24 protein-coding genes are annotated in these 24,614 nt (G+C 34.1%); 2 read left to right on the top strand and 22 right to left on the bottom strand.

The annotated features are described in order from the left end of the window. Positions 1–12: 12 nt before the first annotated feature. The 6 genes from rnc to AC1RPX_RS02825 form a co-directional block, all read right to left on the bottom strand. The gene (rnc, locus tag AC1RPX_RS02800) at positions 13–705 is read right to left on the bottom strand and encodes a ribonuclease III (RefSeq protein ID WP_481761264.1); all 693 of its coding nucleotides are present in this window, start codon (positions 703–705) and stop codon (positions 13–15) included. Positions 706–845: 140 nt separating this feature from the next. Beyond that, positions 846–1,088 carry an acyl carrier protein gene (gene acpP / locus AC1RPX_RS02805; protein ID WP_409022605.1) on the bottom strand — a complete coding sequence of 81 codons (243 nt, stop codon included), beginning with the start codon at positions 1,086–1,088 and terminating at the stop codon, positions 846–848. Between the two features lie 56 nt (positions 1,089–1,144). Beyond that, the gene (plsX, locus tag AC1RPX_RS02810) at positions 1,145–2,158 is read right to left on the bottom strand and encodes a phosphate acyltransferase PlsX (protein ID WP_481761263.1); all 1,014 of its coding nucleotides are present in this window, start codon (positions 2,156–2,158) and stop codon (positions 1,145–1,147) included. 21 nt (positions 2,159–2,179) lie between these two features. Next, positions 2,180–4,216, bottom strand: coding sequence for an ATP-dependent DNA helicase RecG (gene recG / locus AC1RPX_RS02815; protein WP_481761404.1), 2,037 nt, complete (start codon positions 4,214–4,216; stop codon positions 2,180–2,182). Positions 4,217–4,288: 72 nt separating this feature from the next. After that, positions 4,289–5,971 (bottom strand): DAK2 domain-containing protein, encoded by a 1,683-nt coding sequence (locus AC1RPX_RS02820; protein WP_481761262.1) that lies wholly within the window; start codon positions 5,969–5,971, stop codon positions 4,289–4,291. A 39-nt stretch (positions 5,972–6,010) separates the two neighbouring features. Then, the gene (locus AC1RPX_RS02825; RefSeq protein WP_057973455.1) at positions 6,011–6,373 is read right to left on the bottom strand and encodes an Asp23/Gls24 family envelope stress response protein; all 363 of its coding nucleotides are present in this window, start codon (positions 6,371–6,373) and stop codon (positions 6,011–6,013) included. A gap of 239 nt (positions 6,374–6,612) precedes the next feature. On the opposite strand from AC1RPX_RS02825, the gene rpmB reads away from it, so the two are divergent. Then, on the top strand, positions 6,613–6,798 hold the full coding sequence (rpmB, locus tag AC1RPX_RS02830) for a 50S ribosomal protein L28 (protein ID WP_057973454.1): 186 nt from the start codon (positions 6,613–6,615) through the stop codon (positions 6,796–6,798). Between the two features lie 47 nt (positions 6,799–6,845). Here rpmB and AC1RPX_RS02835 read toward each other — a convergent pair whose 3' ends face one another. The 11 genes from AC1RPX_RS02835 to gmk form a co-directional block, all read right to left on the bottom strand. After that, on the bottom strand, positions 6,846–7,499 hold the full coding sequence (locus AC1RPX_RS02835; protein WP_481761261.1) for a thiamine diphosphokinase: 654 nt from the start codon (positions 7,497–7,499) through the stop codon (positions 6,846–6,848). Beyond that, positions 7,496–8,146, bottom strand: coding sequence for a ribulose-phosphate 3-epimerase (gene rpe, locus AC1RPX_RS02840; RefSeq protein WP_409022609.1), 651 nt, complete (start codon positions 8,144–8,146; stop codon positions 7,496–7,498). The genes AC1RPX_RS02835 and rpe overlap by 4 nt, the downstream gene beginning before the upstream one ends. 10 nt (positions 8,147–8,156) lie before the next feature. Next, entirely contained in the window at positions 8,157–9,044 is an 888-nt protein-coding gene (gene rsgA / locus AC1RPX_RS02845) for a ribosome small subunit-dependent GTPase A (protein ID WP_481761260.1), read from the bottom strand. A 103-nt stretch (positions 9,045–9,147) separates the two neighbouring features. Further along, positions 9,148–11,160, bottom strand: a complete 2,013-nt coding sequence (pknB, locus tag AC1RPX_RS02850) for a Stk1 family PASTA domain-containing Ser/Thr kinase (protein WP_481761259.1) — start codon at positions 11,158–11,160, stop codon at positions 9,148–9,150. Further along, the gene (locus AC1RPX_RS02855) at positions 11,160–11,900 is read right to left on the bottom strand and encodes a Stp1/IreP family PP2C-type Ser/Thr phosphatase (RefSeq protein ID WP_481761258.1); all 741 of its coding nucleotides are present in this window, start codon (positions 11,898–11,900) and stop codon (positions 11,160–11,162) included. The genes pknB and AC1RPX_RS02855 overlap by 1 nt, the downstream gene beginning before the upstream one ends. A 15-nt stretch (positions 11,901–11,915) precedes the next feature. Next, positions 11,916–13,268, bottom strand: a complete 1,353-nt coding sequence (gene rsmB / locus AC1RPX_RS02860) for a 16S rRNA (cytosine(967)-C(5))-methyltransferase RsmB (protein WP_481761257.1) — start codon at positions 13,266–13,268, stop codon at positions 11,916–11,918. After that, positions 13,265–14,212: a methionyl-tRNA formyltransferase gene (fmt, locus tag AC1RPX_RS02865; protein ID WP_481761256.1), complete on the bottom strand. Its 948-nt coding sequence runs from the start codon at positions 14,210–14,212 to the stop codon at positions 13,265–13,267. The genes rsmB and fmt overlap by 4 nt, the downstream gene beginning before the upstream one ends. 14 nt (positions 14,213–14,226) lie before the next feature. Further along, positions 14,227–16,647 (bottom strand): primosomal protein N', encoded by a 2,421-nt coding sequence (priA, locus tag AC1RPX_RS02870; protein ID WP_481761255.1) that lies wholly within the window; start codon positions 16,645–16,647, stop codon positions 14,227–14,229. A gap of 30 nt (positions 16,648–16,677) precedes the next feature. Next, a complete protein-coding gene (gene coaBC / locus AC1RPX_RS02875) occupies positions 16,678–17,880 on the bottom strand; it encodes a bifunctional phosphopantothenoylcysteine decarboxylase/phosphopantothenate--cysteine ligase CoaBC (RefSeq protein ID WP_481761254.1) in 1,203 nt (400 codons plus the stop codon). 113 nt (positions 17,881–17,993) lie between these two features. After that, a complete protein-coding gene (gene rpoZ, locus AC1RPX_RS02880) occupies positions 17,994–18,209 on the bottom strand; it encodes a DNA-directed RNA polymerase subunit omega (protein WP_409022617.1) in 216 nt (71 codons plus the stop codon). After that, the gene (gmk, locus tag AC1RPX_RS02885; protein WP_481761253.1) at positions 18,206–18,826 is read right to left on the bottom strand and encodes a guanylate kinase; all 621 of its coding nucleotides are present in this window, start codon (positions 18,824–18,826) and stop codon (positions 18,206–18,208) included. The genes rpoZ and gmk overlap by 4 nt, the downstream gene beginning before the upstream one ends. 180 nt (positions 18,827–19,006) lie before the next feature. On the opposite strand from gmk, the gene AC1RPX_RS02890 reads away from it, so the two are divergent. Next, complete coding sequence (locus AC1RPX_RS02890) at positions 19,007–19,339, top strand: hypothetical protein (protein ID WP_409022619.1); 333 nt, start codon at positions 19,007–19,009, stop codon at positions 19,337–19,339. 41 nt (positions 19,340–19,380) lie between these two features. Here AC1RPX_RS02890 and AC1RPX_RS02895 read toward each other — a convergent pair whose 3' ends face one another. From AC1RPX_RS02895 to recN, 5 genes are all read right to left on the bottom strand, one after another. After that, the gene (locus AC1RPX_RS02895; protein WP_481761252.1) at positions 19,381–20,034 is read right to left on the bottom strand and encodes an ABC transporter permease; all 654 of its coding nucleotides are present in this window, start codon (positions 20,032–20,034) and stop codon (positions 19,381–19,383) included. 1 nt (position 20,035) lies between these two features. Beyond that, positions 20,036–20,956 carry an osmoprotectant ABC transporter substrate-binding protein gene (locus tag AC1RPX_RS02900; protein ID WP_481761403.1) on the bottom strand — a complete coding sequence of 307 codons (921 nt, stop codon included), beginning with the start codon at positions 20,954–20,956 and terminating at the stop codon, positions 20,036–20,038. Between the two features lie 24 nt (positions 20,957–20,980). Continuing rightward, complete coding sequence (locus AC1RPX_RS02905; protein ID WP_481761251.1) at positions 20,981–21,610, bottom strand: ABC transporter permease; 630 nt, start codon at positions 21,608–21,610, stop codon at positions 20,981–20,983. Positions 21,611–21,612: 2 nt separating this feature from the next. Beyond that, positions 21,613–22,824, bottom strand: a complete 1,212-nt coding sequence (locus tag AC1RPX_RS02910) for a betaine/proline/choline family ABC transporter ATP-binding protein (protein ID WP_481761250.1) — start codon at positions 22,822–22,824, stop codon at positions 21,613–21,615. Positions 22,825–22,886: 62 nt separating this feature from the next. Further along, positions 22,887–24,563 (bottom strand): DNA repair protein RecN, encoded by a 1,677-nt coding sequence (recN, locus tag AC1RPX_RS02915; protein ID WP_481761249.1) that lies wholly within the window; start codon positions 24,561–24,563, stop codon positions 22,887–22,889. Positions 24,564–24,614: the final 51 nt, after the last annotated feature.

The raw sequence follows: 24,614 nt of genomic DNA on the forward strand, positions 1-24,614 counted from the left end.
CCCTGAACATTTTTACTTTCTGAGTAATCCTAATGCATTACTTGCTGCTTGTTGTTCTGCAACTTTTTTAGAATGTCCTGCCCCTTGTCCAATGATTTTGCCATCAGCACTGACAGACATAACATATTGTCTGTCATGCTCTGGACCAAGGTCATCAACAACATCATAGGTAATGACAACATCACCATCTTTTTGTAAAAACTCTTGTAGCGACGTTTTATAATCCATAACATGGTCAAACCAGCCTAAGTCTAATTTTGGAAAAATAACTTTCCTGATAAATGTTTCAACAGCTAATTTACCTTGATCTTGATAAAGCGCTCCTACAAAAGATTCAAAAATATCACATAATAACGCAGGTCTTTGACGTGCATTTGATTTTTCTTCACCTTTACCTAAACGAATAAATTCATCAAATCGGCATTCTTTAGCAAATGCGCTGAAACTCTCTTCACATACCATTGCAGCTCTTAGACGCGTTAATTTCCCTTGTGGCAGCATTGTATACCGCTGATATAAATATTCTGAAACTGTTAATTGTAAAACAGCGTCTCCTAAAAATTCAATTCGTTCATAAAATTTTAAATTTTCTTTGGGATGTTCATTTACATATGATGCCTGTGTGAATGCTTCATCTAATAAATCCGTATTCACAAATTTAATATTAAAATCTTCTGCTAACATTTCATTTAAACCTTTAATCATTATTATCCTCCGTTATTATCATTATTGCTCTTACAATTATACCTGTTTTAATCACTAAAAGGTACTCCATACAAAAAAAGCGCTGACAAATATCATTGTCTAACGCTTTTAATGAACGATTTAATATACGTGTTGAATTATTATTTTTGGTTAGCTTTAATAAAAGTGACAACGTCTCCGACAGTTGTTAAACTTTCTGCATCTTCATCAGAAATTTCTGCACCAAATGTATCTTCAAGTTCTAAAACGAACTCAACAACATCAATTGAATCTGCATCTAAATCCTTTTTAAAATCTAAGTCATTCGTAATTTTTTCTACTGGCAAATCAAAATGTTCGTCTATAATTTTAACAATTTTTCCAAAAATTTCTTCTTCTGTCATTCCAATAGCCTCCTTTTGAATCATGACGTAATTTTAACCATTTTTCAGAGAAATGTCTAGTTAATTTTATTTTCACTAGTTTCCTTTTCAAAATAGTTAACAATATTAGGTACTACATCTGTATTAACCATATCATTGATTTGGTTAATTGTGTAATAAACAACTTCAGCCTTACTTGATCCATGTGATTTTACAACTGGTGCTTTAATACCTAGTAAAACCGCACCGCCATACTTAGGTGAATCCATTTTATTCTTCAATTGTTTTAAACTTGGTTTCAGTAAAAGTGCACCAATTTTAGCACGCAAGCCACCACTCATAATGGCACTTCTGAGTAATGAAAACATTCCTAAAGCTGTCCCTTCAACGGATTTTAAAACAGCATTACCTGTAAATCCGTCAGAAACAACAATATCAGCTTTACCAGAAAGCAAATCATTAGATTCAATATTACCCACAAAATTTAATTCGGTATCGTTTTGTAATAATTGGTACGCTTCTTGCGTCACTTTGTTGCCTTTATGTGGTTCTGTCCCATTATTTAATAAACCAATTTTAGGATTACTAATATGGCGAACATTTTTAGCGTAATAGTTACCTAAGACAGCATATTGATGCAAGTGTTCAGGTTTACTATCCGCATTGGCTCCAGCATCTAATAAATTTACAGTATTATCACTAGAAATAACTGGCAATGTTGCTAATAAACCAGGTCGTGGAATACCCTTAATACGGCCAATTATAAACAAACCAGCAGCAAGTAGTGCCCCTGTATTACCGCATGAAAATACGGCATCATTCTCACCATCTTTAACAGATTGAGCTGCTAAGACCATTGATGCTTTTTTCTTTGAACGAATTGCCTTAACTGGTTCATCATTCCCATCAATTTCCTCATCCGTGTGAACAATTGTGATATTTTTATCATCTTTTAAGAATTCACGAATTCTTTTTTCATCTCCGTACAACGTAAATTGAATGGTGCTATCTTCGTCTCTAGCACGTTCAACGCCCTCGACGATTGATTGCGGTGCAAAATCGCCGCCCATTGCATCAACTGCTAACTTCATAATTATATTCTCCTAACTTATTTAATCGAATTTTAAATCTGTATTTTGATGGTTTTTTAAATAATCGTTTAGTGGTTTAAATTCAGGATTACTTTCAAAGTCATCTCTAAAAACTATTTCGTGCGCTTCTTGTTGGGCCACTTGTAATGCATTGATATCACCTATGGGATCACCGATTTTAAAATCAGGTATTCCAGATTGCTTACGGCCTAATACATCGCCAGCACCTCGCAACTCTAAATCTTTTTGCGAAATGACGAAACCGTCTGTTGTCTCTGTCATAATTTGCATGCGCTGTCTTCCAAAATCATTTTTAGGATCAGCAATTAAAATACAATAAGATGCTTTCTTACCACGGCCAACCCGACCTCGTAATTGATGTAATTGCGCTAACCCAAACCGTTCAGCATTATGAATCATCATCACAGTAGCATTAGGTACATCAACGCCGACTTCGATAACCGTTGTTGAAACCAATATTTGATATTTATTGGCCTTAAAATCGGCCATAATCTGATCCTTTTCATCATTCTTCATTTTGCCATGCAGTAATCCAACTTTATATTTTGGCTCAAATATTTCTTTCATATTTTCGTATAAAGCTAATGCATTTTTTAAATCTAGTGTTTCAGATTCATCAATTAGTGGTGTAATAATATAAGCTTGTGAGCCTTGAATCAACTGTTCTTTAATGAGATCGATTCCTTTACCTACTTGAGAACTCTTTAACCAAGATGTCGAAATAGGTTGGCGTCCTGCAGGTAGTTCATTAATCGTAGAAACATCCATTTCGCCATAAGCAGTGATTGCTAGCGTCCTAGGGATTGGCGTGGCCGTCATTGCTAAAACGTCCGGTTCAGCCCCCTTCTCTCTTAAAATGCGACGTTGATTCACACCAAATCGGTGTTGCTCATCAGTAATAACTAATCCAACGCGACTGAATGACACATCAGGTTGAATAATCGCATGTGTTCCAATAATTAAATTAACCTCACCTGATTCAAGATGTGCTAATAGTTCACGTCTAGCTTTAACTTTCATTGACCCAGTTAAAAGTGCAACATTAACTGGGAAATCTGCGAATAAGGTAGCCATGTTATTGGCATGTTGTTCAGCTAATATTTCTGTTGGCGCCATTAAAACGGCTTGATAGCCCGCCGTAATAGCCGCGTACATCACAATTGCTGCAACAATTGTTTTACCTGATCCAACATCACCTTGAAGTAATCGATTCATATGGATTGGTTGTTTCATGTCTGAACAAATTTCATTAACGACTCTTTTTTGAGCTGCCGTTAATTCAAATGGTAACGTCTGAATGAATTTTTTCAATTCATTATTTTGATAGTTAATTTTAATACCATCATTTTTAGTATCATTTCTTTTAATATACTGTAATTTCAATTGAAATAAAAAGAACTCTTCAAAAATAGCCGTCCGTTTGGCATCATGAAAATCTTTTTCATCCTGTGGAAAGTGAATATCATGTAACATCGTCTTACAATCAATTAAACGATACTTTTTAATCAGGTCATTTGGTAATATTGAATCAATTTGATTCGCATATTGCTCAAATGCTTGTGTAATTAACTGTCGAATTGCCGATTGATGAATATCTTTGGAAGAACGATATATCGCTGATAACCTATCATCATTTTGCTTCGTCAATAACTTCATCCCAGATAAACTTTTTCTTTTATCATCCCATTTACCATACACAGCTACTTCTTTACCAATCTCAAATTGTTTTTGCAAAAAAGGCTGATTAAAAAAACTAACGGTTATATTATCACTATCAATTAGTAATCTAACGTTTAACAGATTTCTTTTCTGACCAAACCGAATTAAAACTGGTTCAGAAGAGACAATTCCTTTTAGAGTTACTTTTTCTTGATCAGTAATTTCAGATAATTTTTTTGCTTTTAAATCGTCATAACGATACGGATAAAATGTTAATAAATCTATGATTGTATTAATTCCTAATTGATTAAGTGCAGTCAATTTTTTAGGCCCAACACCAGTTAAAACACTAACTGAATCATTCAATGATGACATTATGATACCTCACTTTCTACGGAATATAAAAAGCAGGAGAGAACATAGTCTCATCCCACCTTTACTTTTTACTATTTATTCAACTGAAATTAGGTATGGATAGACCGGTTGGTCTCCTTCGTGAATTTCGACTTCTAAATCTTCATCAATTTCATAAATGGCTTCTTCGATTTCTTTAGCTTCGTCCTCAGAACCGTCTTCACCCACAATAATTGTGATAATTTCGCTGTCTTCATCCAACATTTCTTTAGTCATTTCAATTGCAACTTTTTTACGATCATTATCGGTTACTTTGATGCTACCATCAATAATACCCATATAATTATCTTTTTTAATCTCAATACCTTCAATTGTTGTATCTCTAACTGCAATTGTTACTTGACCAGAAGTTACTGTATCCAAGTTTTCAATCATAGCATCTTTGTTTTCTTCTAATGTACTATCAATATTAAAACCAAGCATTGCTGTCATTCCTTGAGCGATTGTACGACTTGGTACAACAACTGTTGGAACTGTTGAAACTTCAACAGCTTGTTCAGCAGCTAAGAAAATATTTTTATTATTAGGTAAAATAATCACATTTTTAGCTTTAGTTGCTTCAATTGCCTTAACAATATCTTCCGTACTTGGATTCATTGTTTGACCACCACTTAAAATATAAGAAACGCCTAAACTTTTGAAAAGTGTCGCAACACCAGAACCAGATGAAATTGAAATAACTGCAATTTCGCTAGGTACTGCAGTTTCACTTGTTTCTTCAGTCTCTTCTTCATCATTTTCCAAAATTGTCTCATGTTGTTGACGCATATTATCAACCTTAACTTTGATTAATGAACCATAATGTTGACCATAAGTCATCACTTCACCAGGATTTTCTGTATGTACGTGAACTTTAACAACTTCATCATCGGCCACAACAAGAAGAGAATCACCAATTTCACTTAAATGATTTCTAAATTCATCATAATCAAATTTACGATCAACTAAACGACCAGCACCCAATTTAAGCATGATTTCTGTACAATAACCAAATTTAATATCTTCAGTACTTAATTTACTTTGAACACTCTGATGGTGACTGGCATTAACCATTTCATCCATTTCTTTTTCATTTGGTTTGTATTCTTCACTAATTGTTTCCTTACCAGTTAAGGCATCAAAGAAACCTTCATAAACAAATGTTAATCCTTGACCACCTGAATCAACAACACCAACCTCTTTTAAAACAGGTAATAAATCCGGTGTTGTTGCTAATGCTTTTTTAGCAGCTACATAAGTTGCTTCCATAACGACGATAACATCATCGCTCTCAGAGGCAGCTTTATTTGCAGCCTTAGCGGCTTCTCTTGCAACTGTTAAAATAGTTCCTTCAGTTGGTTTCATAACGGCTTTATACGCGACTTCTACGCCACCTGTCAAAGCATCTGACAAATCAGTAGCAGTTAAAACCTCTTTAGCTTGGATCCGTTTATAAAAGCCTCTAAAAATTTGTGATAAAATAACGCCTGAGTTGCCTCGAGCACCCATCAGTAAACCTTTAGCTAAAATCGAAGATAGTTCACCAACATGTTCAGAAGGTGAATCTTGAACATACTTTGCCCCACTTGCGAACGAAAGGTTCATATTTGTACCTGTATCACCATCTGGCACTGGAAATACATTCAATGAATTAATAAATTCGGCATTTTTAGCCAATCGTTGTGAGCTAATTTGGACCATTTTTCTAAATTCTTGGTCCGTAATTTTCGTAACAGTCACTTCTTTTTCCTCCTTGGTCACTACTAAAATAGCTAGTTACTAATCGCCTAGTACGCGAACGCCTTGTACTAACACGTTAACTGAATTAGCAGATACACCTAGCATTGTTTCTAAATTATACTTCACTTTTTCTTGAACATTACGACAAACTTCAGATATTTTTGTGCCATAGCCAACAATAATGTAGACATCAATAGCAACACCATTATCTTCCTGGCGAACAACAACACCTCTAGAATAATTATCTCTTCTTAAAATTTCATTCACATTGTCACGAATTTGGTTTTTACTTGCCATTCCGACAATCCCAAAAATTTCAGTTGCGGCACCGCCGACAACTGTCGCAATAACTTCATTATCAATATCAATCGTACCGAATTGCGTTTTGATCTTAACAGCCATAAGAATAGCCTCCTTATATTTTCACACAATCAATAAGAGTATTTTATCATAGGATATGGTAGAATAAAAGAAAAATAGCATCTAAGAAAATTCTATTCCCCTACCTTCGGGAATTTCAAGCTGTCAAGCAAATTTACTTGAAAGAAAAGTATTGCATTATATGGCTAAATATGATATTTTTGTTTAGGTAAGTAAGCATAGCTTTGCTTTTTAAGTGAATTGCAGAGGAGGATATGAATATGGCAAAAGATTTTATTACAGGACGTAAGACTACTTTCGGTAAGAAACGTTCTCATGCATTGAACCAAACAAACCGTAGCTGGAAACCTAATTTACAAAAAGTTCGCATCTTAGTTGATGGTAAACCTAAAAGAGTTTATGTATCTGCTCGCGCTTTAAAGTCAGGTAAAGTTACCCGTGTTTAATTCAATTTAAAAAGACTCAGCATTTATGCTAAGTCTTTTTTTTTGCTCTATTTTTCGTCATCACGACTTTGAATCACAATAATAATACCAGATTCAAAACTAAACTCACCTGTATCCCCCATAAATTCATTACTTGCTAATGAAATCGGGTTCACAAAATTAATTTGATTCAATGTATACTTCTCATCTATTAAACTCAATTTTTTAACTGGTGACAGTGGAATAAATGCAAGATATTTTTTATCATCTTCTTTTATTAACTGATACTTACCAGATTTAAAGAATCGAATTGAATTTTGTTTATCAACTAAACAAATTTTTTCAAACATTGTATTAAATGGCTCTCTAAAAATAAAAAACAAATTAGCCAATAAATGATCAATTCGACCACCTGTAGCGCCATAAATCGTCACTGAATCAAACTCAAATTCAGATATGGCTTCTCTCAAAGCAAATTCAGTATCTGTATCATCTTTTTCAGGATTAGCTATTTTAATTTTTTTACTATGATTAGATACTAAATTAAATTCACTTTCAGTCATTGAATCGAAATCACCAATCGATAGCTCAGGTGTAATACCTAGTTTTATTAATCGCAATGCACCTCTGTCAACACCAATCCACGGTCCACGAACGTTACCATCCACTAATTCCTTAGGCCACTGTTCCTTAGGTCCACCGACTAAGATATTGAGTTTCATTTGGTTGCTTCTCTTAACTTATTAATTTGTTCAGTTGGATTATCACTATTGTAGATGTATGAACCAGCTACTGCGACTGTTGCACCACTATCAAGACATTCCTTAATCGTTTGATCATTAACACCACCATCAACTTCAATATCAAAATCATAATTTTGAACTTGTTTGATACGGTCTAATTGGTCAATTTTACGTTTCATTTCTGGAATAAATGATTGTCCCCCAAATCCAGGGTTAACAGTCATCACTAATACTTGATCAACAAGTGGCAAAATTTGTTTAATTGTCTCTAGGGATGTTCCTGGGTTAATAACCACTTCAGCTTTCACACCTAATTTTTTAATATGTTGAATAACACCAAAAATATGGGGAGTTGATTCAACATGAACCCCAATAATATCAGCACCTGCCGCAGCAAATTCTTCAATATAAGATTCTGGATTTTCTACCATCAAATGACAATCCAAAACCATTTTTGTTAATGGTCTAATTGCTTCAACGACGTTTGCACCAAAAGTTAAATTAGGCACAAAATGGCCATCCATAATATCAATATGTAAATATTCTGCACCAGCTTGATCAACAACTTTAATATCCTTTTCCAAGTTTGCAAAATTAGCGCTTAAAATAGAAGGTGATAATTTCATTTTGGTCATCTCATTTCTTATAGTTTGGTTTTTGATCAACAATTAATTGATTAAATTGTAAATAATTTTTGTACCGACTCTGTAATAAATTACCTTGTTCAAGTGCTGCTTTAACTGCACATTTAGGCTCCTTAATATGCAAACAACCTCTAAATTTACAGCCAACAGATAGTTCATTTAATTCTGGAAATAACTTTGGTAACTCTTCTTTTGACATATCAAATAAATCAAAAGAAGAAAATCCAGGTGTATCAGCAATTAGCCCACCTGCAATAGGCATTAATGTTACCTTACGAGTAGTATGTTTACCACGATGTAAGGCTTTTGATATCTCAGCCGTCTGCAACTCCAACTCTGGCATAATTTTATTTAGTAATGTTGATTTTCCTGCACCAGTCTGACCCATTACGACTGCAATTTTACCCGGAAAGGTATCTTGTAATTCTTTAACCACAACATCTTCATTTTTACCAAATGGAAAAAATGTTGGATAGATTTGACTATAAGCTTCAATAATACTGCTTATTTCAACTACTTTCTCTTCAGGAATTAAATCGCCCTTTGAAAAGTATAAGACTGGCTTAACATGATGCGATTCTAGCATAATTAATTGTCTATCTAATAGATTGCTTGAAAATGCTGGTTCAACACATGACGTTACAACAATTGCTTCATCAATATTAGCTACTGGTGGTCGAATTAAGCTGTTTTCTCGATCATGAATATTAAGAATATAGCCTTCTTTTTTATTTTCAGCTTTGAAGTCAACCCAATCGCCAACTAGTGGTGCCTGGTTAGAATTTCTAAAATTACCTCGAGCCCTTGTTCGATAAGTTTCGCCTTCGACATCAACGTCGTAAAAGCCACTTAATGATTGTCTAATCTGACCTGTTACCAATAAATTAACCTCCTTTAACTGGACTCATGTAACCGTTTTATATGATTAATTAAAAAATAGATTAGAAGTTTACCCTCTAATCTAATTTTACCACATCTTTTATTTAATTTTTAGTTACATTATCATTTTCCGCAATTACTTCACCATCACGCAAAATTTTATATTTTCCTGCTTTTCCAGAATCTAAAACAAATGATAATTTAAAATCAGTATCTTTTGTAATTGTTTTCCGTTCATAAATATCATCAATGTTATGTGTTTTGTCTTCAATATAAATTTCAATAGCATTTTCATCTGCTTTTGATTCTGAAGAACTTGAACTAGAGCTGGAACTATCATCTGACGACGAGTCTTTGTCCTCATCCGTATCTTTTTCTTCATCAACTGAACTTGAACTTTCTGACACAATTGATTTGAATGGAACAGATATAGTCCTGGTAAATTCATCAGTTGTGACTTTTTTTCCTTTAGAAATAACAACTGATAATCGATCACCTTTAGAAAAAGAGCTTCCTTCTGCTGGTGATTGTTTAATAACTTGACCTTTGTCAACTGAATCTGAGTAGGCCTCGCTAATTGTCAGATTACCACCTAATTCGCTTGTATAATCCTGAACACTTTTTCTTGTATATCCTGTTAAATCTCTAAGTGTATACACTTTAGGACCTGAACTAACTGTCAATGTAATCACTGTATCACTCGGAACTACCTTATCACCCGCTGTGACATCTTGCGCCATAATTTCATTTTCAGTCACAGATTCTGACTCTTCCGTTTCTTTTTCAACTTTAAAGCCATCATTTTCTAACGTTGTTTTAACATCCTCATAATTACTACCAACGTAATTCTCGATTGTTATCTTAGCTTTTCCCTTTGATACCATTACATCAACCTGATTTTTTTCTCGAATTATTTCATTCTTCTTAGGTGTTGAATTAATGATATTACCACTATCAACGGTTTCACTATTTGTTCGAGTAATTTTACCAAGTTTCAAATTTTTGTCTGCTAAATTTGATTTTGCTTCACTAACTGTCATTCCGCTTAAATCAGGGACCTTAACTTCTTTTGGTGAACTCATTGCAAGAATCGCACCACCCAGAATAAGAGCGACAAAAGCAAAAATGATTGCGCCGATAGTCCATTTTTTACGACGACTCATTTTCTTTTTCGTATCTTTTTTTACATCTGGTTCCTGATTCGGACTAAGTGTTTCTACAGTCTGCTTATCAAATACCGGCAATACTTTAGTTTCACCACTGATAACCTCTTCAGGCTGCCACTTTGCCACATTTTTTTTAGCCAAAGATTCTCGCAAAGCAATTGACATTTCTCCAGCAGATTGGAACCTATCTCGCGGTACTTTACTTGTTGCTTGTAAAACAACATTTTCAAGAGACTGCGGAATATTAGGATCAAATTCCCGAACAGATGGCACATCACTTTGAAAATGTTTTAGGGCAATTGAAACAGCTGTTTCACCTTCAAAAGGAACTCGCCCAGTTAACATTTCATACAAAATAATACCAAGCGAATAGATATCAGATTGTTTTGTTGCCATGCTACCTCTAGCCTGTTCTGGCGAAAGATAATGAACAGAACCCAATAAAGTATTAGTTTGTGTTAACGAATGATCAGCCAATGCCACAGCAATACCAAAATCTGTAATTTTAGCATTACCATCTGCATCTATTAAAATATTTTGTGGTTTTAAATCACGATGAATAATACTGTGATCATGTGCTACTTCTACAGCTGATAAAATTTGAGTCATAATATCAATCACAACTTGATATGGAATTGGGAACCTTTTTGCTATATATGTTTTTAAATCATGTCCCGGCACATATTCCATGACCATAAATTGCAGTCCGTCTACTTCACCGACATCATAAACATTCACAATATTTGGATGAACCAATTCAGTTGTTGCCAATGCCTCACGTTTAAAACGTCTAACAGTATCTTGATCATCCCTTAAATCGACTCGCAATACTTTAACAGCTACTGGTCGATCCAAAATTAAATCAGTCGCAAGATAGACATTTGCCATGCCACCTTCGCCTAATGAATTTATTATTTTATAACGTTCATTAAAAATTGTATCAGGTTTCATTACACTATCCCCCGATCATTGCTAACCAGGAGTGCGGTAATGTTATCTAATCCGCCTGCCTTATTGGCCAATCTAATTAATTCCGAGCCTTTTTCTTCAACAGTTGTAGTATTTTTTAAGACCGTCTTGATTTCATCATCAGAGACCATATTAGTTAAGCCATCTGTGCATAATAATAATAAATCACCCGACTCAGAATCATTAACCGCAATATCAGCATCAGCATCTGACGAGATACCTAAACTTCTTGTAATCATATTCTTTTGCGGATAATTTTTAGCATCTTCTACGGTTAGTTCGCCACGCTTAATTAATTCATTCACTACTGAATGATCTTCAGTTAATTGATAAAGTTCTTTGTCACGTAATAAGTATCCTCGGCTATCACCAATATTGGCAACAATATATTTTTCTTCAAAGAATATGGCACATACCATTGTTGTGCCCATACCTGAAAGATCTTCATATTGATTAGACTTTTCAATAATTTGTTTATTTTCCATCTCTACTTCTTTGGTTATCCATTTAATTGCATCACTGGGCTGGCTAAAATTAGTTCCTTCAAATCGAAATCCCATGTGTGAAACGGCCATTTCTGAAGCAACATCTCCGCCCAAATGACCACCGATACCATCTGCAACCATCACAAAAGAAATACCACTTTTATTGTGAAAGACACCGACGTAATCTTCATTATTTTCTCTGACACTACCTACATCTGTTTGATAGGCAACTTTCATTCTTACACCTCGAGTCTAAAGTTGTTTTTCTAAACATGTAATGAAAAATCCATCTGAATGATAATCATCCGGATAAATAGTTAATTCTTTATCGTCTCTATTTTCTTTTAATGCCAAAGCAGTTGGCGTTTCAATCACTTTAAATTCAGGATGAGTTTCAACAAACTGGTTAACAACATCCTTATTTTCAATATCTAAAATAGTACATGTACTATAAGTTAAGCGACCACCTTTTTTCAAAGTTGGTGCCACTTTGTCTAAAATAGCTAATTGAATTTTTTGTAAATTATTTGAATCAGCTAATGTTTTTTCATATTTAATTTCTGGTTTACGACGTAATAATCCAATTCCAGAACAAGGTGCATCAACAAGAATTGAATCAAAATATTCATTATCAAATTCTTCTGAAATTAAACGTGCATCTAATACCATCTCCTCAACAACACTAGATAAACCTAAACGTTTAGCATTATCACCGATTAATTTAACTTTGTGTGCATGAATATCTAACCCTACAACTTCACCAAATAAAGTTTCATCTAGGAATGATGCAATATGGGTTGTTTTTCCACCTGGTGCGGCACATGCATCTAAAACTTTATCACCTGGTTGAATATTCATTGCGTCAGCAACTAACATTGCACTTTCATCTTGAATCGTAATTAACCCATCGTGATAAACGCCACTATCAGGAGCAAATCCATTAGTCACTAATAACCCAACTGGTGAAACTTGACTACGTTTCACCTCAAAGCCTTCATTTTCCATTTTTTCAATGACTTCTTCGACAGTTGCTTTAGCTGTATTTACTCTAACAGATTGATCAGGTGCTTCATTGATTGAAGCCAACAAATGTGTCGCTTTTTCTAAGCCTACTTGTTTAATTAATTCGTTTACCAACCAAACTGGTGTACTACTTTCAATACTCAAACGTTCAATATCATCTTTAATTTCAGAAACAGGACGGATACCTTCACGCTCAATTGCATGTAAAACACCAGTAACAAATTTACGCGTACCTGCATGGCCTTTTCGTTTTGCAATTTCAATTGATTCATTAAAAATTGCGCGAGTTGGAATTTTATCAAGATAATGCATCTGATAAATGGCACTCAATAGTAATTCTTGAACCCAATTATCCATTTTGCTAGGATTTTTAACAAATGGTGCCAACCAATATTCTAAAGTGAGACGTCTTTGGATAACACCGTAAACTAGTTGTGTTAATAAATGAGCATCCCGAACTTCCATATGATTATTCTTAATCACTTGGTTCAACGCAATATTTGAATACGTCCCTTGTTTAGCAACTCTTGTTAAAAGATCAACTGCTAAGAATCGGGGTGTCGTTTTTAAATCAGTTGTCATACATCAATCACCTGTTGTCCTTCTTTTATTCCTTGCCCACTACCGTTTAGGTAGTCGACAATGGTTTGTTTTGATTTACCATCTGGTTGAAGCGAATTAATAGCTAATACGGTCCCATCACCACAAGCAATTTCAAGTGATTTTTTAGCTACTTCAACTACTTTTCCAGCAGATAAAATAGTTTTTTTATCTAGTACAGTTATATCCCATATTTTAGTTCTCTTACCCTTTAAAATCGTATATGCACCAGGTACCGGTCTTAAGCTACGAATTTTCCAGTCTATTTCATTAGCCGTTTTTGAAAAATCAAGGGCTTCTTCTTCTGGTTTAATGGTAGGTGAAAAGGTTACTTTATCTTCATTTTGTGGTGTTGATTCACTTGTACCATCAATTAGTTTTGGTAATGTTTCAAGTAATAGTTCCTTACCTAATAAACTTAATTTTTCAAACATTGAACCAGTATCATCATTATTTTCAATTTTAATTGCACGACGGCTAATAATATTTCCAGCATCCATTTTTTTAACCATATAAATAATGGTAATACCTGTTTCTTGTTCACCATTCATAATAGCATATTGAATTGGTGCGCCACCACGATATTTAGGTAATAGTGAACCATGGACGTTTATTGCACCAATTTTAGCAGATTCTAATAATTTTGTTGGTAAAAATTGTCCAAATGCTGCAGTTACCAAAAAATCGGGTGCCATTGCAATTACTTTGGCCATTTCATCGCTGCCACTTAATTTTTCTGGTTGTAATACCTCAATACCATGTTTTACTGCAACTTGTTTTACTGGTGATTGCGTTAAAATACGTTTTCGCCCAACCATTCGATCTGGTTGTGTCATAACAGCTTTCACGTCATAGCCGTTTTCAATTAAACTTTCTAAAATTGGAGCTGAAAATTCTGGTGTTCCCATAAATACAATTGACGTCATAATATCTCCTTAATTTAAATAAAGTTTACTGGTTCAGAATCAATCGTTAATTTTAAACCTTTTCGAACTTCGGCTTGAGATTTAGTCATTAACTCTCTTAGTCGTTCTTTTAATTGACCTTCTGATTTATACTTAATAACCACTTGATAATAAAAACGATTATTAACACGCATAATTGATTTTGGTGTTGGTCCAAGAATAATCGCATTCTTTGATAACACTGGTTTTAAAAATTGAACTGCTTCTAACATTTTTTTCGCTGCTCCAGCCTCATCCGTATAACTAGCAGTGAGCTGAATTGTATAATAATATGGTGGATAATTTTCCATATGTCGAACTGACATTTCTTTTTTATAAAATGATTCATAGTCATGATGCTTCGCATATTGAATCGCGTAGTGATCTGGATTAAAAGTTTGGATAATAACATGTCCTTCTTTTTCAGCTCGACCAGCTCGACCGCTCACTTGGGTTAATAATTGGAACGTTCTTTCACTTGATCTAAAATCAGGCAAACTAAGTGCTGTATCTGCATTAAGAACGCCAACTAACGTCACATCAGGAAAGTCTAACCCTTTCGCAATCATTTGTGTACCCAATAAAATATCAGCTTCTTTTGCGCCAAATTTAGCTAGGATTTTTTCGTGTGCGCCTTTTTTACGTGTCGTATCAACGTCCATTCGTAAAATTTTAGCCTCTGGATATAACGTTTTAAGTTCTTCTTCAACTTTTTGCGTACCTGTACCATAATATCTAATTTTTCGACTATGACAGTTAGGACAAGTTTTAGGAATACCTTCTTCATGTCCACAATAATGACATTTCATTGTATGAGTATCCATATGCAATGTTAAAGAAGTATCACAGTTAGGACAAGGTAGCACGAATCCACAATCTCGGCACATTACGAAAGATGAAAACCCACGACGATTTAACATTAAAACAGTCTGTTCATTTTTCTCAAGGCGCTTAGTAATTTCATGTCTAAGTGGCTCAGAAAAATTACTCTCACCAGTCTTTTTCATTTCTTCTCTCATATCAATTAGCGTAACTTCTGGCATGGGATGACCATTTATACGTTGAGGTAATTGTAACCACTCATACACGCCTTTTTGAGCTCTAGCACGAGATTCGAGGGATGGTGTTGCACTACCCAATATGACAGGACACTGATGTCTTTTACTTCTCCAAAGAACAACATCCCTTGCATGATACCTTGGTGTTTCATCTTGTTTATAGCTCGATTCATGCTCTTCATCAACAATAATAACGCCAATATTATCTAATGGTGCAAAAACGGCTGAACGTGCACCGACAACTACTTGCGCTTCTTTACGCTCAATCCGGCGCCATTCATCATAACGCTCACCGTCAGACAAACCGCTATGCAGGACCGCAACTAGATTACCAAATCGTGATTTAACTCGCTTAACCATTTGGGGTGTCAAAGCTATTTCTGGTACAAGCATCAAAGCTGTTTTTCTAAGTTCTAGCGCTTTTGCGATTGTCTGCAAATAAACTTCTGTTTTCCCACTCCCCGTCACACCTTGAAGTAAAAATGTTGTATTAGTTCCACTTTTAATAGCCTCATCGACAGCTAGCACCGCAACCTCTTGATCTGAGGTTAATTCTTGCATATTGGTTGGCTCAATAATTGTGTCTTTATATGGGTCCCGATATACCTCAGTCTCAACTTTTTCAAGCCAACCATTTTTTGCTCCAGCTGTAATTGTTGCAGGTGTCACGCCTATTTCCTCAACAACTTGTTTCTGAGGAATCAAGCTATCTTCAGTGAGTGATTGTAGATAGTCAATCAATAAGTGCTGTTGTTTAGCATTTTTACGTAAACCACTTCGAATATTTTCATATGCTTCGAATCCAAGTTTTGGTTGGATTGATATTTGCATTTTAACTTTAGCTTTATTGCCAACTTCATAAATCATCTCAGCCTTTTCAGCCTTGGTAAGTTGTAATAATTCTTTAATTATTTGAGCATCCATATGTTCTGGATCAAATTCAATAGAATCTTGACCTTGAAATAATTTATCTTGTAAATCTTCATCAATTTCGTCAATTAAACGAACTCGCTTTTTATAGGTTGCACGCATGACACTCGGTAAAACCATTTGTAAGGCAGTTATACGGAAGGAAAAGGTTTCATTAGCTATCCACTCAGATAAGTCTAATAATTCAGTATTCACAACAGGTCTTAAATCAACGACTGATTGAATATCTTTTACATGACCATCGAACTCATTCTTATCAAAAAGATCAATTACAAATCCTTGAACCAATCGTTTACCATTCCCAAATGGTACAATAACCCGCATGCCAATCTCAATCTGATTTGTTAATACTGCTGGGATTGAATACGTATATGGCTGGTCCGTTTGCATCGTAGGAACATCAACGATAATTTTTGCATATTGTGACATACTGAAACCTCCTTTCATTTAATTAACTGCTTATTTTACTACATCGCTTATAATAGTAGCTAATAATTCCTTAGCAATTTGCTTTTTACTTGTTTGCTTTATGAAATCATTTTTTCTGTTTGGTCTAAGCAGTGTTACCTCATTATCATTGCTATTAAATCCAATGGCAGAATTTGAGACATCATTTAAAACCAATAAATCTAAATTTTTCTTTTCTAATTTTTCTTGTGCATTTTCTAGTCCGTTTTGGGTTTCCGCAGCAAATCCGACTAAATACTGATTTTGCTTAATTTGGCCCAAATGTTTTAAAATATCTGGATTTTTTTCTAATATTAACGTTAAAGTAGATTCAGCTTTTTTTATTTTCTGATCTGCAACATTTTGTACACGATAATCTGAAACAGCTGCTGCCATTATCAAAATATTTTGGTCATCAAATCGCTTATTGATAGCTTCAGATAACTCTAACGCAGTTGTAACTCTAATTGTTGTCACGCCAATTGGGTCTGGCAACTGGCTTATTCCGCTAATTAAGGTGACATTAGCACCTAACTTTTGCGCTTCAATCGCAATTGCGAAACCCATTTTACCAGAAGAATCATTAGCGATAAAACGAACTGGATCGATTCGTTCTCGTGTACCACCAGCTGTCACTAAGACATTTTTACCTTCTAATGGTTTGTCACTATCCTCAAAGGAAGTTTGAATAACTGACATTATCACATTTAATTCGGGAAAACGTCCCTTACCTGAATAACCTTCTGCTAAAAAGCCTATTTCTGGTTCAATAATCTGAATGTTATTTCGTCCTAAAAATTTAAGATTACGTTGTGTAGCAGAATTCATTAGCATATGTTCATTCATTGCGGGCACAACAATTTTTTGTGCCTCAGTTGCTAATAAAGTGGTTGAAACAAAATCATCTGCGATACCATTGGCCATTTTTGCGATAATGTTTGCTGTCGCTGGTGCAATAACCATTAATTCTGCCCAGTCTGCAAATTCAATATGTGCAACATGCTCAGACTCTTTTCCTGAAAATAAATCAGTTAACACCCTATTTTTACTCAACGTTTCAAAACTCAAGGGTGTTACAAATTCAGTTGCAGCTTTGGTCATCGCAACTCGAACGCTAGCACCTTGTTTAATTAGTGCTCGGACTAATCCCAAACTTTTATACGCTGCAATACCACCTGTTACAACAAGACCGATTTTTTTATTTTCAAGTGTCATTTCATGTCGCCCCCATACCGAATTTATTCTATTCTCTATTGTATCAATTTTCTAAGAAATAAAATAGGAGTTAGGACAATTAGCTTGTCTTAACTCCTTTTCATTTAATCAGATTAACGAATATCTTCTTTTTCAACTGGATCAATAATTAAATCACCAGTAACAACTTCTTCCAAAGCACGTCCAACATTCTTTTTTGATTTGTAATTAGAAAGCATTGGTAGAGCGCCAGCATCTAATTCATGGGCACGTTTACTTGCTAACATAATTAATGAGTATCTTGAATCTACTTGTTTCAATAAGTCATCTACTGAAGGATATAAAATCATTTAAATACATCTCCTAATTGTTTTCTATAGTCAGGTAAAAATCGTTTTACACGCCAACGTTCAGCTTTAATAATCGTTTGAATTTTTTCAACAGCATCATTTATTTCATCATTAACAACCGCGTAATCGTAATTCTGCATCATATCAATCTCACCAATGGCTTTTGTCATTCGTTTATCAATAGTTGCAGAATCATCCGTTCCACGTCCTGTAATTCTTTGTCTTAATTCCATCAAATCAGGTGGCGTTAAGAAAATAAATAAACCATCAGAAATTTTTTCTCGAACTTGCATAGCACCTTGTACTTCAATTTCAAGAAAGACATCTTGACCAGCGTCAAGCATCTTATTTACATATTTTAACGGTGTTCCATAGTAATTGTCAACATACTTGGCGTATTCTAACATACCGCCCGTTGAAATTTCATTCTCAAATTCTTCTTTTGATACAAAATGATAGTCAACACCATCAACTTCGCCTTCTCGCATTTTACGAGTGGTCATTGAAATTGAATAAAGAAACTTATTGTCAGCTTGGTCAAAAATTGCTTTTCTTACGGTTCCTTTACCGACCCCTGATGGACCAGATAGTACGATCAACATTCCACGATTAGCCATTAAATTTGTAAACTCCTCTAAGATAAGTATTAATAAATAGTATGCACTTTTTACGGCTATTATTCAAGCTTTTTATGCGCTGTTGTCATCTTTTAAATATATTATAAATTAACACTTGCTTTACCGAACGTTTGTTCGTATAATGAAAATACAAACAAACGTTCGGGGAGGAACTTTATTATGCAAAATAAACAACAAACAACAATTCAAACTATTGGCTCAACACTACAATATTCATATCATAAAATTTTTGATTTAGATGACTTTATTTTAAGACCACAAATGCCTCAATTTCAATTAGCACTCTTTACAGAAAAAGTTTTAAAAATGAAAAAAACAATTATTTTACAATTAAATCCAACTGGATTTCAAAAAGAATTCCAAGAACTTCGTGGTACCTTACACCGACGTTCTGGTTCTAATCAATTAATATTTAAAACGCAATATACGAATATCACTTACCTTCTTACTGATAATCAACTCCGTTATATCGCTTTAATCGATTCAATATAAAAATGGTCACTTTCTATAACAACTAGAAAATGACCATTTTTTTATTTACGTTTAATTGTTGTTGGATCAAATTTTCTTTGAATAAGTGCCAAAATTGCATCAGCAATAACGGCCATTAGAGCTGTTGGCAATGCACCAGCTAAAATAATAGCTGCTCCATCAGTTGCATTTGTTCCTCGGATAATAATATCTCCAAGTCCACCTGCACCAATAAATGAACCAATTGCTGTAATACCAATTGCAACAACTAATGCATTTCTAATTCCGGCCATGATAACTGATAATGATAACGGTAACTCAATCATATAAAGGATTTGAAGTCTCGTCATTCCCATCCCTTTACCAGAATCAAGAACGCCAGGATCAACATTAATCATCCCTGAATACGTATTTTTTAAAATAGGTAATAGTGAGTAAAGTGCAACAGTTACAATAACTGTATTAACACCTAAACCTAGTCCCAACATAATAATAGATAACATTGCTAATGATGGTACAGTTTGAATAACATTAGCAGCACCTATTGCTACATCGCTCAATCTATGATGTTTTGAGATAAAAATTCCGATTGGAATCCCAATAATTGCAGCAATTATCACACCATATATTGAAATTAAAAAATGTCTTGTAAATTCTTGTAAAACATATAACCCATTATTACTAAAATAAGACATCAATTGATCAAAAGTATTCATATTAATCACCCGCCTTTTCGAAGTAATGATGTTCTTCTAAGAATTGTTTTGCAACTACTGCTGGTTCGTAAAAATCATTATCAACTTTGTAATTTAATGATTGCATTGTTGATAAATTAATTTTGTTTTTAAGTCGATCAATAAGCGGTGTTAATTCAGGATGTTCCTTCAAGATAGAATCATTTGCAACAAGGCTTGCTGAATATGGTGGGAAGAAGTGACGATCATCCTTCAAAATTTTCAGATCATAACTCTTAATTCGGCCATCAGTTGAATATCCAAGAACAACATCCATTTTACCCTTTGCCAAAGCGCTATAGACTAATCCAATCTGCATAGGATAAATGTTACCAAATTTAATATTATATTCTTTTTGGAAACCATCGTAACCATCACCTACACGGCTAATCCAGTTGGCATCAACACCGACTGTTAATTTAGATTCAATTTTTCTTAAATCAGATACTGTGTTTAAATTGTACTTTTTAGCTGTCTCTTTTGTAACCATAAATGCATAAGTATCAGCAAAACCTAAACTATCAAACCATTTCATTTGGAATCTATTTTCGAATCCATCTTTAACTATTTTATTAGCTTTAACGGTATCTTTTTCTACTGGTTTATTTAATACCGCACTTAAGTCAGTTCCTGTATATCTAGCAGATGATATATCTGCATCACCGTTTTTGAGTGCATTAAAACTTAATGTACCAGAACCTAAATTATTTATCAGTTCTACTTGATTATCTGATTCATGTTCAATCAATTGTTGTAGCATTGATCCAATAATTTGAGATTCCGTCGTTGATTGTGCGACAATTTTAATTGTCGATTCAGAGCCACCTGTTAAACCAGGAAACCCACAACTTGATAGACTCACACCGGCAAACAGAAGGCTTAAGCTAACAAGTATTTTTTTCATCGTAATTTTCATGTTAAAGCCTCCTTAATTTCTTGTTGTTTTTGGTGCTACCTTTTTTTCAACCTGTCCAAGTATAAAATCAACTAGTAAGGCTAATAAGATAACTGGAATTGTACCGCCTAAAATTAATTTTGGTTGATACAAATTTAATCCATTAAAAATCATATCCCCTAAGCCACCAGCACCAATATATGAAGCTAATGTTGCCCAAGCAATTACATAAGTTGCAGCTAAACGAATTCCAGACATAATAACCTGAGATGCCATAACTAATTCAACTTGCAGAATCGACTGCAAATTAGTCATACCCATCCCTTTAGCAGCGTCTTTTAACACTGGATCCACTTCTTTAATACCAATATACGTATTTCTTAATATTGGTAACAACGAATAGATAAATAATGCTACAACAGCTGGTAACTTACCAATCCCAAATAAAGGAATCATCATGGCTAGTAAAGCTAAAGCAGGAATTGTTTGCAACATACTAGCAATTGCAATTACAATATTGGCTGTCTTAGGTAATCTTGTTAGTAAAATTCCTAAAGGAACAGCTATTGCTACTCCAAAAAATAATGCCATTCCTGAAATTTCAATATGTTCCCATAATTTTGAGACAATCATTGCCCCATATTCTTGTAAAAATGAAGTCATTATTAACCCTCCTTCGTTGAACTTGGGCTAGTTTCATCGGTATCTGTACCTGAGTCTGACGTCATTATTTTAGTTACTTCTTCATGAGAAGCACTATTTTCATCACCCCAAAGTGCATCATAAACAATATCAACTAGGGTAGCGCGGGTTACAATTCCGACTAATATACCATCTTTATTAATAACAGGTACATTTTTAAATCCACGTTTTAAAATACGTTCAACAGTATCACGAACTAATGAATCTTCTTTAACATAGAAAATATCTTTGTTCATAATATCGCTGACACTACTTGATGTATTGAAACTATAATCTAAGCTTTCAATATCAATATAACCCTTTAAAATACCAGCATCATCAGTAACTAACAACGTATCAACTCGACGATCATGCATTAAACGAATAGCTGTTACTAATGACTTACCTGGTGTAATTGAAACTGGGTTAGCTAACATAACTTGACCAACAGTTGTAATACTTGGACGAGCTTGGATAAGTCTATCTTGACCAATCAAGTTTTCAACAAATTTATTTGCTGGATTTTTCAAAATATTATCGGGTGTATCTGCTTGAACAATCTTTCCTTCAGACATAACAACAATTCGTGTTGCTAATTTTAAAGCTTCATCCATATCATGAGTAACAAAAACGAATGTCTTACCTAAACGTTCTTGTAAATCTTTAACTAAATCTTGTAAAGCTTCTCTAGTAATAGGATCAAGCGCACCAAAAGGTTCATCCATCAAGATAATATCTTGATCAGCAGCTAAAGCTCTGACAACTCCGATTCTTTGTTGTTGCCCACCAGAAAGTTCAGATGGGTAACGGTCTAAATATGATTCTGGTAGTTCAACTAATTTAATCATTTCTTTAGCGCGTTCATCTCTTTTTTCTTCAGGCCATTTTAATAATTTTGGTACTAATGTAATATTTTCACGAATAGTCATATGTGGCATTAAACCAATATTTTGAATAACATATCCGATTTTACGACGTAATTTAACGGGATCCATTTTGGCTATATCTTTACCATCAATAGTGATTGTACCTTCTGTTTGTGTCAACATACGGTTAATCATTCTCATAGTAGTTGTTTTACCTGAACCAGATGTTCCGATGAAACAAATGAATTCACCATCTTGAACTTCCAAATTAAAATTATCTACAGCTTTATTACCTTTATAAATTTTTGATATTTTATCAAACTTAAGCATATTAGTACTCTCCTTTTTTATAACTAACCAATCATCTATTCATAGTAGTACCTTGGTTTTAATTATTTTTTTTGTGCCGTATTTAGTAATTCTTCAGCATGTTTAACAGTTAAAGGTGTAATCTCAGAACCGGCAAGCATTCGAGCAATTTCTTGAATACGATCTTCCTTAGATAACAATTTAATAGATGTTTCTGTACGTTCACAAATCACTTCTTTAGCTATAAAGTAATGGTGCTCGCTAATTGCAGCAACCTGTGGCAAATGTGTGATACATAGAACTTGTGATTGTTGGGCAATTTGATTAATTTTTTCAGCAATTGCCTGGGCAACACGTCCACTAACTCCTGTATCAACTTCATCAAATATAATACTTGTGACACCTTGCGTCCTAGAAAAAATTGTCTTTAACGCTAACATCATTCGAGAAAGTTCACCACCAGAAGCAATCTTAGCTAATGGCCCCATTGTTTCCCCAACATTTGTTTGAATATAAAATTCAACTTTATCTTGTCCGGTACTATTTAACTGATTGAGTGAATCAAATTTAACTTCAAAAACGGCTTTGTCCATATACAACTCACTTAACTGTTTATGCACTTCTTTTTGTAGAATGATGGCTGCTTTTTTTCGAACATTAGTTAATTTATCAGCCAATTTATGGGCTTCTTTTCTAGCTAAATTAACTTGATTATCTAAATCATCTGCATTACCTTCAGTTGCTTCCATTTCAATTAATTCTTCAGATATAAGACTCAAATAAGCTAATATTTTTTCAACAGAATCACCATATTTGTGTTTTAATTGTACAATTAATTCAAGCCTATTTTCAATCTCATTTAATCGTTGCTCATCCCATTCCAGGGAGTCTAACTGACGCAATAGGTCACTAGATGCATCCTGCAGCATATAATAGGCTGACGACAACCGTTCTGCTAAGTCTTTATATTCACTATCTAAATTATCAATTTTTAGCATGTTAGACATTGCAACACCAACATGGTCAACTGTATTTTCATCATCACCCGATAACGCTTGGTAACTTGCATCCAGTGACTGATTAATAGTTTGAAAATTTTCTAGACGTTCTTTTTCAGCGCTTAATATGTCTTCTTCATTTTCAATTAAATCTGCACTTTCAATTTCATCTTTTTGAAAATGTAACATATCTAATCGTTGTGCCCATTCGTTTTGATTTGTTTGTCTTTTTATTTGTAACTTATTTAGGTTTTGATAGTATTCAAATGCTTCTTGATAACTATGCTTCAGTGTTTGAATATCATTTTTAATATATTCATCTAACATGCCCAAATGCTTATCCTGTTGCATTAATTCTTGATGTTCATTTTGGCCATGAATATCAACTAACGTTTCACCAATTGATTTTAGTGTACTCGTGTTAACCAACATACCGTTTATGCGACAAATATTTTTACCAGATCTATGTATTTCACGTTGTAAAATCACAGAGTTATCATCATGGCCAATACCTAATTGGTCCAACTTCGTTAACGTATTTGAGTTTTCAGTTGGCATAAAGAGTCCTTGTAGCACCATTTTTTTTGCATCTTTTCTAATAAATTCTTGGGACCCTCTACCACCTGATAAGAGGCCCAAAGCATCAATGATAATGGATTTACCCGCACCAGTTTCACCTGTTAAAACTGTCATATTAGCCATGAAATCGATATTCAAAGAATCAATAATGGCAAAATCTTTTATTGTCAATTCTTGTAACATTTTTTTCACCCCTTTAATAGAAAAAATCTGAAACAAATGTCACAGATTTTA

It is taken from the genome of Dellaglioa sp. CoH-56-MRSF-14 (genome assembly GCF_056782115.1).